General features: G+C 50.5%; 17 protein-coding genes and 1 pseudogene. 15 read left to right on the top strand and 3 right to left on the bottom strand.

Features of this window, described 5'->3' with window-relative positions; all coding sequences use genetic code 11:
- Window positions 1-5 precede the first annotated feature (5 nt).
- Window positions 6-581, top strand: coding sequence for a nuclease-related domain-containing protein (locus EVJ23_RS07745; RefSeq protein WP_070327404.1), 576 nt, complete (start codon window positions 6-8; stop codon window positions 579-581).
- 22 nt (window positions 582-603) lie between these two features.
- On the opposite strand, the gene EVJ23_RS07740 is transcribed toward EVJ23_RS07745, so the two are convergent.
- Window positions 604-894 carry a hypothetical protein gene (locus EVJ23_RS07740; RefSeq protein ID WP_236633730.1) on the bottom strand — a complete coding sequence of 97 codons (291 nt, stop codon included), beginning with the start codon at window positions 892-894 and terminating at the stop codon, window positions 604-606.
- A 91-nt stretch (window positions 895-985) separates the two neighbouring features.
- On the opposite strand from EVJ23_RS07740, the gene EVJ23_RS07735 reads away from it, so the two are divergent.
- Window positions 986-1,237, top strand: a complete 252-nt coding sequence (locus EVJ23_RS07735; protein WP_236633386.1) for a hypothetical protein — start codon at window positions 986-988, stop codon at window positions 1,235-1,237.
- 34 nt (window positions 1,238-1,271) lie between these two features.
- Here the strand turns inward: EVJ23_RS07735 and EVJ23_RS07730 are convergent, their stop codons facing one another.
- Entirely contained in the window at window positions 1,272-2,810 is a 1,539-nt protein-coding gene (locus EVJ23_RS07730) for an FAD-dependent monooxygenase (protein WP_131465214.1), read from the bottom strand.
- A 95-nt stretch (window positions 2,811-2,905) separates the two neighbouring features.
- Between EVJ23_RS07730 and EVJ23_RS07725 the strand changes: the two genes are divergently transcribed.
- The 13 genes and pseudogenes from EVJ23_RS07725 (at window position 2,906) to EVJ23_RS07665 (ending at window position 14,329) form a co-directional block, all read left to right on the top strand.
- Complete coding sequence (locus tag EVJ23_RS07725; RefSeq protein ID WP_083274014.1) at window positions 2,906-3,532, top strand: NUDIX hydrolase; 627 nt, start codon at window positions 2,906-2,908, stop codon at window positions 3,530-3,532.
- Between the two features lie 41 nt (window positions 3,533-3,573).
- A complete protein-coding gene (locus tag EVJ23_RS07720) occupies window positions 3,574-3,774 on the top strand; it encodes a DUF2187 family protein (protein ID WP_035386447.1) in 201 nt (66 codons plus the stop codon).
- Window positions 3,775-3,791: 17 nt separating this feature from the next.
- Window positions 3,792-4,976 carry a DUF2157 domain-containing protein gene (locus EVJ23_RS07715; protein WP_070327402.1) on the top strand — a complete coding sequence of 395 codons (1,185 nt, stop codon included), beginning with the start codon at window positions 3,792-3,794 and terminating at the stop codon, window positions 4,974-4,976.
- A complete protein-coding gene (locus EVJ23_RS07710) occupies window positions 4,973-5,437 on the top strand; it encodes a GDYXXLXY domain-containing protein (RefSeq protein ID WP_016509950.1) in 465 nt (154 codons plus the stop codon). The genes EVJ23_RS07715 and EVJ23_RS07710 overlap by 4 nt, the downstream gene beginning before the upstream one ends.
- A gap of 225 nt (window positions 5,438-5,662) precedes the next feature.
- Window positions 5,663-6,385 carry a 3D domain-containing protein gene (locus tag EVJ23_RS07705; protein WP_131465212.1) on the top strand — a complete coding sequence of 241 codons (723 nt, stop codon included), beginning with the start codon at window positions 5,663-5,665 and terminating at the stop codon, window positions 6,383-6,385.
- 107 nt (window positions 6,386-6,492) lie between these two features.
- Window positions 6,493-7,161 (top strand): annotated as a pseudogene (locus tag EVJ23_RS07700) (ABC transporter ATP-binding protein); the annotation flags it as partial.
- A 58-nt stretch (window positions 7,162-7,219) separates the two neighbouring features.
- Window positions 7,220-8,725: an ABC transporter permease/substrate-binding protein gene (locus EVJ23_RS07695; protein ID WP_070327398.1), complete on the top strand. Its 1,506-nt coding sequence runs from the start codon at window positions 7,220-7,222 to the stop codon at window positions 8,723-8,725.
- Window positions 8,722-9,594, top strand: coding sequence for a diacylglycerol/lipid kinase family protein (locus EVJ23_RS07690; RefSeq protein ID WP_131440138.1), 873 nt, complete (start codon window positions 8,722-8,724; stop codon window positions 9,592-9,594). The genes EVJ23_RS07695 and EVJ23_RS07690 overlap by 4 nt, the downstream gene beginning before the upstream one ends.
- 125 nt (window positions 9,595-9,719) lie before the next feature.
- A complete protein-coding gene (locus tag EVJ23_RS07685) occupies window positions 9,720-11,072 on the top strand; it encodes a sodium-dependent transporter (protein WP_070327396.1) in 1,353 nt (450 codons plus the stop codon).
- Between the two features lie 146 nt (window positions 11,073-11,218).
- Window positions 11,219-11,935 (top strand): 5-bromo-4-chloroindolyl phosphate hydrolysis family protein, encoded by a 717-nt coding sequence (locus EVJ23_RS07680; protein ID WP_016509957.1) that lies wholly within the window; start codon window positions 11,219-11,221, stop codon window positions 11,933-11,935.
- The gene (locus tag EVJ23_RS07675) at window positions 11,919-13,148 is read left to right on the top strand and encodes a toxic anion resistance protein (protein WP_131465210.1); all 1,230 of its coding nucleotides are present in this window, start codon (window positions 11,919-11,921) and stop codon (window positions 13,146-13,148) included. Before EVJ23_RS07680 ends, EVJ23_RS07675 begins: the two co-directional genes overlap by 17 nt.
- Window positions 13,149-13,197: 49 nt before the next feature.
- Window positions 13,198-13,773 (top strand): deoxycytidylate deaminase, encoded by a 576-nt coding sequence (locus tag EVJ23_RS07670; protein WP_131465208.1) that lies wholly within the window; start codon window positions 13,198-13,200, stop codon window positions 13,771-13,773.
- A 199-nt stretch (window positions 13,774-13,972) separates the two neighbouring features.
- Window positions 13,973-14,329, top strand: a complete 357-nt coding sequence (locus tag EVJ23_RS07665) for a hypothetical protein (RefSeq protein WP_070327393.1) — start codon at window positions 13,973-13,975, stop codon at window positions 14,327-14,329.
- Between the two features lie 310 nt (window positions 14,330-14,639).
- Here EVJ23_RS07665 and EVJ23_RS07660 read toward each other — a convergent pair.
- On the bottom strand, window positions 14,640-14,781 hold a 142-nt coding region (locus EVJ23_RS07660; RefSeq protein WP_145963265.1), incomplete at its 5' end, for a zinc ribbon domain-containing protein.

Raw genomic sequence — 14,781 nt, 5'->3', positions numbered from 1 at the left:
AATAGATGTTACAAGTGTTGACGGCCGTCAAGAAAGAGCCGGTGAAACGACAGACGAAAGGATTGTTCCGAACGAAAGAAGAGGTCATCTTGCCGCCGAAATCGTATACGGATGAGATTGTAGAAATCATTCGGCACACGTGTCGCTTCGATTGGATGATGATTGAACGGGTCGAAATCGGTGACAACGTGCTCGACTACGTGCTCGTCGGACCGAAAGGCGTCTTTTTAGTCCAAATCAATCGGACGACGACGGCCGTCCATGTGACGAACCGAGAGTGTCGGTTAGAAACCTCACTCGGGTGGAAAAACATCTATCCGCATCCAGTCGAAGGGCTCGAGCAGATGACGAAACAAGTTCGGAGCCTATTAAAAAAAGAATGCGGCAAGGCCGTACCGGTCACGTCATTTTTAATTTTTCCAGAAGCGTCACGTCTTAAAGTCGAACGTGTTAAAGCGAACTGCGAAGACTCGTTCGAAGCGATCGACAAAGTCATCGCCAAGACGAAACTCGAGCTCCTATCCGAGGCGACAATCAAGCAAATCGCTTATTATTGTTCAGAGCGCCAGTTACATAAGTAAAAAAGGTGCCGCGGCACCTTTTTTACTTTAGTAGCTCTTTTGCTTTTTTTTCATCATTTCGGTGCACGAACAAGGCGACCCGGTCATCCAGGTTTTTGGCGAGCGGTTTAAACAAGCGCCCGGTCGGCAAGCCTTGTTCGATTCGGCACGTGACGCCTTTTTCTGTCAAGTAGGTATAATCCTCGAGTAACTCCTCACCTTGCTTCCCGAACGCCTCACCAAAGCGGACCCATTGCAAGTTACGAATCGTCCGGATTGTCACGAGGATGACGAACAGCGCGCCAAGCGCGATAATCAATATAGTTTCCAACACATTCAACCCCTTCTTTACACAATTTTAAAGGGGGAAACGGTTGAAAGCAACAGCGGCGGACCGTATACTCGAAAAGAAGAGAGGGATGACTGTGAAAACGACGATACAATCACGGCGTGAAGCCGTAAAATTACTGCAAAGTGAGCACGTGCTCTACATTCGAATCCATAACGGACAGACGGGCATGATCAAATCGACGGTCGATGGCATCATCGTTGCGATTCCGAACGAACAGACGGACAAAGTCGATTTTCGGAAATTAGAGGACGTGGAAGCGTTCGAGGCGTTTTATGACTTGACCCTATCGAAACCGGGGACACTTTATTACAATGCACCATCCTGACAAAAGCTCCACTCTCACGAGTGGAGCTTTTGACTTAAGACGGTAACCAGACCGACAGTTTGTCACGTAGCGGTTCAGGTCGCATATGACGCTGTTTATGCAGCAAGTATCCGTCCGGTCGAATGACGAGGACACCCCGGCGCATGAACAAGGATTTCGCAAGTTCGTTGCCTTGGTCAAAGAAAGGACGGCTTGTTTTAGACAACGTGATGATTTGGAAGAATGATTGATGAGCGTTCAAGTATTCATATAACTCACTTGGGTCACGTTTGCCGTCATCGAGGACAAGTACTTGGAAGCGGCCATCGGCGACTTCTGAGATCTTTTGACGAAGGCCATCATCGGATCGGATCATCTCGATCTCGGGAAAGATCTTTCCTTCGGCGACCCGGATGAACGGTATACGTGAGTGCCCAGGGTAAGACAAGTGGAGCTGGGCGATTCGTTCGGTGATCTTTTCATTAATCAAATTGACGCGGGTGAACACGTCCGCTCCGACTGCTTGAAACGGCAATAAAATCGGTAGCGTCGTTTGGAGCACTTCGGTCGCGACGTTCGTCGTCTGCAAGACGTTTCTGGCGACGTGTTCACGCTCGTCCCGGTATGTGTCGACGACACTGAACGGCGCTCCTGCTTTCAGATGAAGCCAAAGCTTCCAGCCGAGGTTGAACGAGTCGGCGATGCCCGTATTCATCCCTTGGCCGCCGACGGGCGAATTGATATGCGCCGCGTCGCCCATTAAGATGACACGGTTATGGATGAACGAGTCGACCATGCGATTGTGCACCCTAAACAGCGAAAACCATTCGACCTCGTCGATTTCTACCGGCATGTGGCTCCGTTGCTCGACCAATTCGTGCAACTCGGCCTCGCTGAATGATTCGTCGCTCGCGAGATTACCGGTAATCCGGATCGTGTCATCCGTCAGCGGGAATACTTCTAACACGCCACGGTCCGAGAAAAAGATGTGTACTTCTTCACGGGAGATGTTCCATTTTGCCTTCATATCGGCCAACACCCAAGACTCTTTGAACGACTTCCCGCTGAACGGGAGCGCGAGCATACGGCGAATCGAACTGTTGGCGCCATCGGCCGCAACGATATACTTGGCTTCGATCGTGCGGTTCGAGTCGGATTCGAGATGGGCGAGCACACGTGTCGGATAGTGGGTCAACGAGACGAGTGACTCGCCGCGCTTGACGTAGTGCCCGTGGTCGTTCAACGCCTGTTCTAAGATGGCCTCGGTCTCGTTTTGTCGCAATAGCGTGACGAACGGGTAAGGCGTGACGAGACGTGAGAACTCGAGTTTGGCCGTCCACTGCCCAGAAAAGTATAAGTTTCCTTTTTCGATTGTTCTGGCGCGACTGAGTACTTCTTTGGCGACATCAAGGCGTGAAAACACTTCGATTGTTCGCGGCTGAATCCCGATGGCCCGTGAGTTGTTCGAAGGCGTCGTTTTTCGATCGATGATTTCAAAAGAGATTCCATATCTGGCTAATGTCAAAGCGAGTGTGAGTCCTGTCGGCCCCGCCCCGACGATCAATATATCAACTTGTTGAACCAATTCCACCATCTCCTATCATTAATAATGATATTTCCGACATTTGCCACGTTTAAACGAGGAGACGCTGGTGGAACTGTAAAACAGAGAGAGCGAGGTTGAAAATCATGAAACAATCATGGGTTACTGAAGCGAAATTACGAGAAAGTTTCTCGATGGAAGAGAATTATGAACAGACCGCCGCCGTCTTGATCCCGTTGACGCGAATCGATGACGTCTGGCACGTCGTCTTTGAAGTCCGGGCCCATACGATGCGGCGCCAACCTGGAGAGATCTCGTTCCCGGGAGGTCGGCTCGAGCGAGGGGAGACACCTGTCGAGGCCGCGGTCCGAGAGACGAGTGAAGAACTCGAGGTACCGCTCGAGACGATCGAGGTCATCGGTCGCTTACAGCCGCTCGCCACGCCGCACCGTCAACTCATCTATCCGTTTGTCGGGATGATTCCGACAGTTCCGGACGTACGTCAAACGGATGAAGTCGATCATTTGTTCACCGTTCCCGTCGAAACGTTACTGTTAATTGATCCGTTTCACGGCGAGATGGAATGGACGATGAATCCGGATCAAAATATTCCGTTTGACCGAATGGCGAACGCTAAAGCGTATGAAAAACGGGTAATTAAAATGAGAGAACCTTTTTACGAACATGAAGACTACATTATTTGGGGATTGACTGGAAAAATTTTGTCACAATTCATCAAATGTACAAAAGAAAACGTATTCAAACCTATATAATTTAGTTATAATGATAAAAACAAATTTAAGATTGGAAGTGAATGGGTGTGTCTTTAGAATTCGCTGTGGGTGATATCGTCAAGTCAACTCGTGAAGGATGGGTCGCAGAAGTGACTGCCGTATTAACGAATACGGTCATCGGGGACGTTTCCATCATGGAGGAATATCAACAGCTCGGCCTCGAGTTTGAGAAACAAGTTTTGTTGAAAAAAGAATTGGAATTGATCGAACGCGCCAGCTGACCTTTTAACCGAAAGGGATGATTCAGGTGTCCATTGACAAAAAAGTTCGTGAATGGAAAGAGGCGGGTTTGCTAGATGAAACGACCGGTCAACGGTTGATTGATTTTGAATATAAGAAATTGGCGGTTAGTGACAAACGTGAGCACAAACCGCCAATTCTTGTCATTATCGGATCAATCCTGCTCGCCCTTAGTCTATTCAGTTTTGTCGCCGCCAACTGGCAAGCGATCCCAGACCTCGTCAAAGTATCCATATTCCTTGTCTTCATGCTCGGGATGTACGTAGCAGCGGAGCGGCTTCAAGTGAAAGCCCCTCGGTATGTGACGTTGTTCCGCGTCCTCGGCGTCGTTTTCTTCGTCGCCACGATGATTGTCATCTTCACAACGTATAATCTTTCCTCGCAACTACCGCTTCTGTTCTGGCTATTCTTTGCTGTCGCCGTCCTGCACAAACTGATCTATAAGCACCCGATCTTCACGTTCATCGCAGCGCTAGCCGCTTTTTTAGCGGTCACGAACAGTTTTCAAGGAATCGGGATCACACTCATCCTGTTCGGCCTGCTCGTGACGTGGGTTTGGTTCCATTACGGTGATAACGAGCTCGACCGGATTTTCGCCTGGTTCAGCTTTTACGGACTGTTGCTCACGATCGGTCAGTATATCGATTACGAGGGACGGTTTTGGCCGCTTTGGGCACTCGCAGCACTGCATATCCTGTTCCTCGTCTACCGGGAGCGGGCTCAGTGGCAGTATCTCTACTTGTTCGTCGCTGCCATCTTGTCCATCGGTTACTTGGTCAATGCGACCGAGGGTTGGTTGTCTCAACGTCAGCCGTCCGTCATCGAGGCCACGCTGCTTTCCGTCGTCCTCGTGGCTGTGTACTTGACACATCGTCGCCCCGATTTGCTGTGGGTGAGCCTACTCGCGGTCATCCCGTTCTCGCTATTCGAAGATTCAGGTATCTTACTCGCGATCTTGCTTGAAGTGGTGGCGCTCGCTTACTTGATCATGCAAGACCATGAGCGGAAACCGATCGTTTTGGCGTTCATCTATTTCTTGCTTGTCCAAATGACGATCTACTTCATTTATGTTTGGGACCGGCTCGACATCTCGCTCTTCTTCTTGATCGGGGCGTTGATCGTATTCGCGTTGTCGCTCGCGTTGTGGTGGCGTAGCCGTACGAGAGGGGATGCTCGGACATGAAACGAATCACTCCTTGGCTTGTACCGATCGTACAAGTATTGATTGCCATCGGTTTTATCTTGCTCGTTTATGCGGTGTCTTGGTTCGGCCAGTCGTATACGTTCAAAGCGACGTCGTACGAGCCGTATGACCCATTTTTTGGGGATTACGTCTATCTCGAGTTCGATTCGTTGCAAGGGCGACAAGATGTCGATTCCGGGACGGTCTACGTCTCATTCAAAACGGATGACGCTGGTTTTGCCACAATCGACCGGGTCAGCTCCCGACCGTTCTTTGGTGGGACGCGGGCTGAATATTACGATCGCCAAGTCTTCATCACCGACATGAGTTCATACCGTGTCGCCGAGGACGAGAAAGCTGTGATCGAAGGTGCGAAAACGTTCGAAGTTGAAGTCGATGTGGCGCCTTGGGGGATGGTCCGGGCTCATGATTTACGTCCAATCGAAGCTGAAACAGAATGACAAAAAGATTACAGATTTGTTACGAGAACGTTTGTAACCGATCTGTAATTTTTTTGTTAGGTCGCTTGTATAGCAACGTTTTCGGCAATTGTTACAATCTGTAACTAAGCGTTCGCCCATATGTCAGCAATATTTCACTTCGTCAAAACCACTTCTCGGGTTCGAGACGGCATGGTAAATTTACTCCTGTTCGTTAGAAGACGAGAAAGGGATGACCTAATTTCAATGACATTCTTAAAATATATGATGACGCTTCTGTTTGTCCTAGCCGGTACGTTCGTGGTATCTACGACTGCCCACGCCGCTCAAATTGGAATCGGAACAGAACAGAAAATCGTACAAAACCCGCTTGAATTGGAACGGATTGCGATCGAGCTTGAACGCCAACAAAAAATCGAGCGTGAAAAGCGACTCGCGGAAGAGAAGCGCCTCGCTGAAGAGAAACGAGTGGCAGAAGAACAAGCGAAGCAGCAGGCAGAGCGGGAAGCGAAACGGTTGGCGGAAGCCAAGCGAATCGCGGCTGAGGAAGCGCGGCTTGCAGAAGCAGCGAAACGCCAGGCAGAAGCGACAGCAAAGCAAGCGAAAGCAGAGCAAGCCACGACAAACGCTGTGGCGACACCTGTCTCGACAAGCAGCGGGCGCGTCATTCAAGCCGAGTCGACAGCTTACACGAATGATGCGGCAGACAATGGCTCATACGGGGGCCGGGTGTTGACGGCGACGGGACACGACGTGACGGATTCGATTTTTTATAACGGCATGCGCATCATCGCCGTCGATCCGGGCGTCATCCCGCTCGGTACGGTCGTACAGATCGAAGGCATCGGTCAAGCGATCGCTCTCGATACAGGGGGACGCATTAAAGGCAACATCGTCGATCTACTCGTCGATACGAAGAGCGAGGCGATCAATTGGGGTCGTCGCCACGTTACCATCACACTTCCATAACGAAAAGGTTCTCCCGCGGGAGAACCTTTTGTTGTTTAACAATCGTTGGAAACGGGCAAACTAATATTTGACTTTCATATAATGTGAAAAGCCGAGGAGGGATTGTGTTGATTGAATTTCAAAATGTTTCCAAGCGTTATGATGATGGGACATTGGCCGTCGAAAACTTGAGTTTGACGGTACGAAAAGGAGAGATTTTCGTATTGATTGGGCCATCAGGTTGTGGCAAGACGACGACGATGAAGATGGTGAATCGTCTGATTGACCACACTGACGGGAAAATCCTGATTGATGAGCGCGAAATCTATCAGTTCGATATTTATGAACTGCGACGCAACATCGGCTATGTGCTCCAACAAATCGCATTGTTCCCGCATTTGACGGTCGAAGAGAACATCGCCGTCGTTCCGGACCTATTGAAATGGCCGAAGACGAAGACGAAAGACCGTGTGACCGAACTGATGAAAATCGCCGGTCTCGACCCTGTCCTCCGTTCTAAAAAACCGCCTGAACTGTCGGGTGGTCAACAACAACGAGTCGGCGTCCTGCGAGCGCTCGCGGCCGACCCGGAAGTCATTTTAATGGATGAACCGTTCTCGGCGCTCGATCCGATCAGTCGGGCCCAGCTCCAAGATGACATCAAACGGTTGAACGATGAGTTAGGGAAGACGATTCTGTTCGTCACTCATGACATTGAGGAGGCGATGAAACTCGGGGACCGGATCGCTCTCATGCGTGACGGGAAACTGGTCATCGTCGGCACGCCTGACGAGATTCGAGCGAGTGATGATCCGTTCGTGCTCGACTTTACACAACACGGAAGAGGTGAGGTAGATGCTTGAAACGTTCCAAAACCGACGCGGGGAATTGGTCGAAGCGCTAATCGAGCATTTACAACTTTCTGTCGTCTCCCTTTTGATTGCGGTGTTGATTGCGGTCCCGCTAGGTATCTGGCTGACGCGGCGTAAAAAAGTGGCTGAAACGGCAATCGGCTTCACCGCCATCATCCAAACGATTCCTTCTTTGGCTCTACTCGGTCTTATGATTCCGCTCGTTGGGATCGGTGCACTTCCTGCCACGATTGCGCTCGTTCTGTACGCGTTGTTGCCAATCCTTCGCAATACGTTCACAGGGTTGAACGAAGTCGATAAGTCACTGATCGAAGCCGCGCAAGGTTGCGGCATGAAACCGAACCAAAGTTTGATGAGAGTCGAACTACCGCTCGCACTACCGGTCATCATGGCCGGGATTCGAACGGCGATGGTGTTAATTGTCGGTACAGCCACGCTGGCGGCACTCGTCGGAGCAGGCGGACTCGGGACGTTGATCCTGCTTGGAATTAACCGAAACGACAACTATTTGATTTTGCTCGGAGCGATTCCAGCAGCCATTCTCGCATTACTGTTCGACTTCTTGCTCCGTCAAATGGAAGGTGCGACGGCGACCCGCAACAAGACGAAGCTGATCGCCGTATCGACCGTCTTGGCGTTAATTATCGCAGCACCGCTCGCATTGGGACGCACCCAACAGACCGACCTCGTCGTCGCCGGGAAGCTCGGTCCCGAGCCGGAGATCTTGATGAACATGTACAAACTGTTGATCGAAGAAGAGACGGATCTGACCGTATCGGTCCGTCCGAACTTCGGAGAGACGACGTTCGTATGGGGAGCGTTGAAATCCGGTGATGTCGATATTTATCCTGAATTCACCGGGACGGTACTCGCGAGTTTAGTGAAAGAAACACCGAATTCAAACGATGCCCGTGAAGTGTACGAACAAGCACGGGATGCGCTAGCAGACGACGGCTTCGCTTTACTTGAACCGATGCAGTTCAATAACACGTACGCCATCGCGATCCCGCGTGACTATGCGGAAACTGAAGGCGTCACGACGATTTCTGATTTACGTAGCGTGCAAAATGACATCCAGGCCGGGTTCACGCTCGAGTTCACGGACCGTGAAGACGGATATCCAGGACTTCAGCAAGCGTACGGACTTGACTTCCCTTCTGTCGTTTCGATGGAGCAGAAACTTCGTTACCGCGCCATCGCACGGGGCGACGTCAATCTTGTCGATGCGTATGCGACCGACCCGGATATCGCCGAAAACGACCTGCTCGTGTTAGAAGACGATCAACAGTTCTTCCCGCCTTATCAAGGTGCTCCACTCTTGAAAGCAGAAACGCTTGAAGAACATCCGGAAATCGAGGACGCGCTCAACCAGTTGGGCGGACTCATCACTGACGAAGAGATGTCTGAATTGAACCGTCGGGTCGCTTACGGGAAAGAACGGGCCTACGACGTGGCCGAAGACTTCTTGGAACAAGCGGGTCTACTATGAAGGCGATGATCATTTCGAACCCGAAGTCAGGTGCGAGCGAGACGATGCTCGGCGAAGTGGTCGGGACAATCGAGTCGATGTATCAAGAGATTCTCATCCGAAAGACGCTAGCTGAAGGGGATGCAGCGCACCTTGCTCGAACGAGCAGTGGGTTCGATCATTTGATCGTCATCGGTGGGGATGGGACGCTTCATGAAGTCGTCAACGGATTGATGGCGTTGCCTCGTGACGAACGTCCGAGCGTCGGTCTCGTACCGGCGGGGACGTGCAACGACTTCGCGAGGGCGATTGATCTGCCTGTCGAACCGATTGAGGCGGCTCGCCTGTTTAAAATGAGCGAGCAGCAATCGGTCGATGTGATGCGTGTCAACGACCGGTTCGGTCTCAACTTTGTCGGGGTCGGATTGATCGCGGACGCTTCCCGACAGATCGATCCGCTCCAAAAAGAAACGCTCGGCTCGATCGGATACTTTTTAGCGACGATCCGTCAGTTCCGCGAACTCGATCCGTTCAAGGTCCGTATCGAGCGGGCGGGCGAGGTCATCCACGATGGGGCCGTCAGTTTTCTATACGTCGGCAACGGTGCCTATCTCGGAACGGTCCCGACGAAGCTCGCGACGCAATCGTTCACGGACGGTCTCGTCGAAGTCGTCCATAGCTCGGCCATCGGCTTCCCGATGATTCGTCAGCTATTGACGCAACAGCTCGGACTCGAACAGTCGTCGCCAGAATGGGTCCATCTCCAAATGGAGCAACTTGATGTGTTTTTACGTGAGCCACAAGTCATCGATGTGGACGGTGAACACTTTGAGACGGATCATTTACAGATTGAAGTGTTGCCGAATGAGCTGACATTTCTCGTCCCATAATCGTTTACGAAGGCAGAGGAAAGAATTCAGACTTTTCTCTGTTTTTTGTTGTTCTCGTTTCTGAACCGTGTTAGTATTTCACTATTATTATGAAAATGAAATGAAATTAGGAAGTAGGGATAGTAATGGCGCAAAATTCGTTCGCCTCAAAAATTGGATTCATTTTAGCGGCCGCAGGGTCCGCAATCGGTCTCGGTGCCATCTGGAAATTTCCATATGTCACGGGAACAAGTGGGGGCGGCGCCTTTTTACTCATGTTTTTAGCATTCACATTCTTACTCGGTCTGCCGCTTCTCATTGGTGAGTTCATCGTCGGGCGTTCGACGCAAAAGACGGCGCTCCTTGCCTTTAAAAAACTTGGCCATCGCCGTTGGACATTGGTCGGTTACCTCGGCGTAATCGCTTGCTTCTTACTGCTATCATTCTACAGTGTCATCGGTGGATGGGTGTTGATCTACGTCGGGCTCGGCTTGAGCGGGACGCTCAGCGGCCGGTCACCTGACGAGTTCGGGACCGTGTTCGCGGACGTCGTCGCATCTCCTGGGATTGCCGTCTTCGGACAATTTTTGTTCTTATTGATCACGCTACTCATCGTCTTGAAAGGGGTAGAAGGCGGAATCGAGCGGATGAGCAAGATTTTAATGCCGCTCCTGTTCGTCAGTTTCATCGTGCTCGTCATCCGCTCGTTGACACTTGACGGTGCCATGGAAGGGGTCCGTTTCTTCTTGCAGCCTGACTTCTCGGCACTGACCGGCGAGTCGGTCTTGTTCGCGCTCGGGCAAGCGTTCTTCTCGCTGTCGCTCGGGGTGGCGGCGATGCTCACATACGCCTCGTACATTCAAACGAAAGGGACGCTTAACCGCTCGGCAAATATGATCGTCTTGTTGAACGTCACCGTTTCAATTTTAGCGGGGCTCGCCATCTTCCCGGCCGTCTTCGCCTCGGGGCTCGATCCGGCAGAAGGCCCGGCGCTCCTGTTCGTCGTGTTGCCGGCCGTATTTAACCAAGTCCCACTCGGCGGCTTCTTCATGGTATTGTTCTTCTTATTGTTCACGTTCGCCTCGATTACGTCTTCGATCGCGATGCTCGAAGTCGTCGTCGCCGGTGTGACGGATAAATTGAACGAGAAGAAACAAACGATGTCGAAGCGTAACGTCACACTCCTCTCGGCGGCCATCGTGTTCGCTGTCGGGATCCCCTCGGCCTTATCGTTCGGACTGATGAGTGAGTTGCAGTTCTTGAACGGCCGTACGTTCTTTGACTCGATGGACTATGTCGTCAGTTACATCCTCATGCCGACAGGTGCGTTACTCACGTCGATCTTTGTCGGACATGTCGTCGATGAGCGTATTTTGCAAGACGAGATTAAAACGTCCGGGACAGGCGCTAAACTGTATCCGGTATGGCGTTTCCTCATTCGTTACGTCATCCCGGTGACGGTCGCAATCGTTATGGTCTCGACATGGGTAATCAGCTAAGCAAGGGGAACTTCCCCTTGCTTTTTTTCGTACTTGCGACCGAGAGAGTGAACGTCGTCATTATGCTAAGCTTATAAAGATGACGAAACTTTTGTTGACGGTTCACGTAAGGTACAATAGAAGTATCATGAGACGAGGTGACAAGGATGAAGACATGGATGAAATGGGCCCTGACTGGGGCGATCCTGTATTTTGCCATAAGTGTGTTTGATTTCTCCTGGCTGTTTATCATCGTCGGGGCGCTCGTATTGAACGAGGTGTGGTCGAGTAACAAACGGCGTAAGCGGGCACCCGCACCGGTAGCGAAACGGGCGAAGAAAAAACTGCTGCTCGATGAAGAAGAACCGTTCGTCGGTTCTCGCATCCTTAAGCCGATGGAAGATGTGGCACCGGTCCGTCAGTTCGAAGCGACAGACGACTTGGAACTACAATTTTTACAACGGACGATCGAGCAAGGGTACGAGAAACTCCAGCAGATCGATCGTATCTTGCCTGAAATAAAAGATGTCGAAGTTCGTCGTGAAATGAAGGCGGTCTCGAGAGAGGCCCACGAACTGTTTGCCGAATTGTTCGAGAACCCTCAAGACGCGAAGCACGTCAGAGATCTGTTCACGTTTTATTTGGACTCGCTCGTGTCCGTCGTCTTGAAATTTAAAGAACTAGAAGGAAAACGTGTCGTCATTCAAGAAGAGACACGAGAGCAACTGATCACCAATATGCGGCTCATCGTCGATAAGTTCAAAGAGCAACGGAGCCGTCTGCTCGAAGACGACGCTGTCGACTTCGAACGCGAATTGATCATGATGGAACGGGTATTGGCAGATCAACCGGAAGGGAGAAAAAAACATGACTTCATCGAATGAAACGAACTGGCAGTCATGGCCAGAAGAAGAGCTCACTTCACAGACAAAAACAAAGACCGAGACAGAGGAAATCTCTGACCCGTCTGTGGATTGGTCCGCGATGACAGAAAAACATGAGGTGCCGGCCATCCAACCGAAAGCCGACGTGCCGCAACAACACCGGGAACGAATCACCCGGATCGCCGAGTCGATCGATATTAAAAAAACAGACTCCGTCATGTTATTCGGATCGAACGTCCAACGGGAACTATCTCAATTCTCTGACCAGATTTTGACCGAGGTCCGCATGAAAGACGGTGGTGACGCAGGTAAGTTACTGTCCGATTTGATGCAAAACGTTCGGAAGATGGACCCGGATATGCTTCAACCGGAGAAGAAGAGTTTTATGGACAACTTGCCGCTCATCGGACGAGCGAAAAAGAAAGCTGAAAATTATAAGCTTCAATTTGAAAAAATGAACGTCTATTTGGAAGAAGTCATTCACAATCTCGACCGAGCCAAGTTCGGTCTGATGAAGGACATTACGATGCTCGATCAAATGTATGACAAGAACAAGCGCTACTTCGAAGAATTGAACGTCTATATCGCAGCCGGTGAGACGAAGCTCGACCACGTTCGCGATCACGAGATCACGCCGCTCCGTCAAGAAGTCGAAACGACGAGAGATCAAGTGAAGCTGCAACAGCTAAACGATATGATTCAACTGACAGACCGGTTCGAGAAGAAGTTGCATGATTTGAAGTTGAGTCGGACGATCAGTCTGCAGATGGCACCACAAATCCGTGTCATCCAACAAAATAACCAAATCTTAGCCGAGAAAATCGAGTCGGCTGTCGTCAACACGATTCCGCTTTGGAAAAACCAAGTCGTCCTCGCTCTCAGCTTGACGCGCCAGAAAACGGCACTCCGGATGCAGCAAGACGTCACGAAGACGACGAACCAACTGCTCGAACAAAACTCGAAAATGTTAAAAGACTCGTCGATCGAGATCGCAACCGAGAACGAAAAAGGGATCGTTTCGGTCGAATCGCTCAAAGTCGCGCACGAGAATCTATTGTCAACGCTCGACGAAACGCTGCGTATCCAACAGGAAGGCAAGCAGAAGCGTCGTGAGGCTGAACGTGAGCTCGATCGGATGGAGCACGAACTGAAAGAAAAAGTCATCGAAATTGCCTCAAAGAATAAAGAGTTGCCAAAAGAGACTGGATACTAAAAAGAAAGTCTGAGCATTCAGACTTTCTTTTTCCATGAGGAGGATCAGGATGGAGAAACAACGATTGTGGGACGAGACGTGGTTGCAGTTCGCCGATATGATGGCGGAACGGCACTCGAAATGTGCCTCGAAGAGTGTCGCCTGTGTCATCGTCAAAGATGAGAAACCGATCTCGATCGGATTGAATGGGACACCGCCGGGACATACGAACTGTAATGAAATCTTTCTAAAACGTGATGACGGGTTTTACCAACGAGCCGAATATGTGACGGATGATACGGTCGACTTGACCGAGCCGTCTGTGCGCATCATCGAGCAAGGTGTGACATTTGTTAAATGTAGCGACCCGTTCGAACATCACAATTGGTCAAAACAACATGAGATCCATGCCGAGATCAATGCGATCGGGAAATTGGCCGCTGATTCGACGAACGCGTTCGGTGCTACGGCTTATGTGACCCATTCACCATGCCATTCTTGTTCGCTCGCGCTCATCGCGGCGCGCGTGGCCCGAGTCGTGTACGCTGTCGGTTATGAGCACGGGGATGGCCTTGATTTGATGCGGGAAAGCGGGATTGACGTCTTACATATGCCGCTTGAAAAAAGTTTCAAAAACACATTGTAAACGTTTACATTCGATGTTATATTATTAATGTACTGCCAATGGTGTTTTACTCTTCCATTATTCGCCCTTCCTCGGAAGGGCCTTTTTTTATCAAATCATGAAGTGAGACAAAGTTTACACATAATGTTCAATATTTCACAAACTATTCCGCCGAATCTTTTTTATAATAAGAGTAGATAAACGAGAGGGGATATGTCACATGGAAAAACTAGTTCGTTTCACAGATGGTGCCTATGATGTGGAAGCGTTGATCACACTTGAAGAGGTATGGGAAGATAAATTTGCAATTGGCACGCACAAAGAGCTGGCTGTAAAATCACTTAAAATTAATGGGAATGACGTCTCCGAGATGAAGCATGTTCGGGCGTTGCTCCGTTACTACCCGACGCTAGGTGTTTCAGGAATTCTACTCGCACTTGACGGTGCGGCTGCTGAAATCGTCGCCTTGTCAGGTGATACCGATCCAGCCCTGCGCTTCGTCGAGCTCGTCGCCCTTCAAATGGATGAAGCCGCGACGAAACAGTTAAAAGACATGTATGCCGAAATCGCAGTTTAAACGTTAGGATGACTTTCGGGTCATCCTTTTTAATTTTGTCTTGAAACTCGTGACGAGTGTGGTAATATAGATAGTAGATGAAGAAATGGAACGCCATATCGTTGTCGACAAACCAAACATGGGGATCTAGATAGCTAGATCGCTGTTAAGGAGCCACGTTCATAGGAACGTGGCTTTTTTTTGCATATTTGTGAACTACTCACCACTTATTTGCTTCGCAACTTGAAGTGGGAGCTTCTTGGGAAGACCGTGCTTTGACCAGCCACGGTTGTGGACCAAGCTCGTCGGGCAGTCCCTGCCCTGGAGTGTTTCAGTCGGCGAGACCCAACAGGTTGAGGCTCGCGTTGACGTCGCGGTCATGGTGCGTGCCGCATACGGCGCATGTCCACTCGCGGACGTGCAGGTCCTTCTTGCCGCCGTTCTCGCCACAGGCCGAACAGACCTGGGTCGAG

Origin of the sequence: Exiguobacterium sp. SH1S1, assembly GCF_004337245.1 — a bacterium.
GTDB classification, from domain to species: domain Bacteria; phylum Bacillota; class Bacilli; order Exiguobacteriales; family Exiguobacteriaceae; genus Exiguobacterium; species Exiguobacterium aurantiacum_A.
The sequence above is the reverse complement of the archived record's forward strand: the minus strand, read 5'-3'. Positions and strand labels throughout refer to the sequence as shown.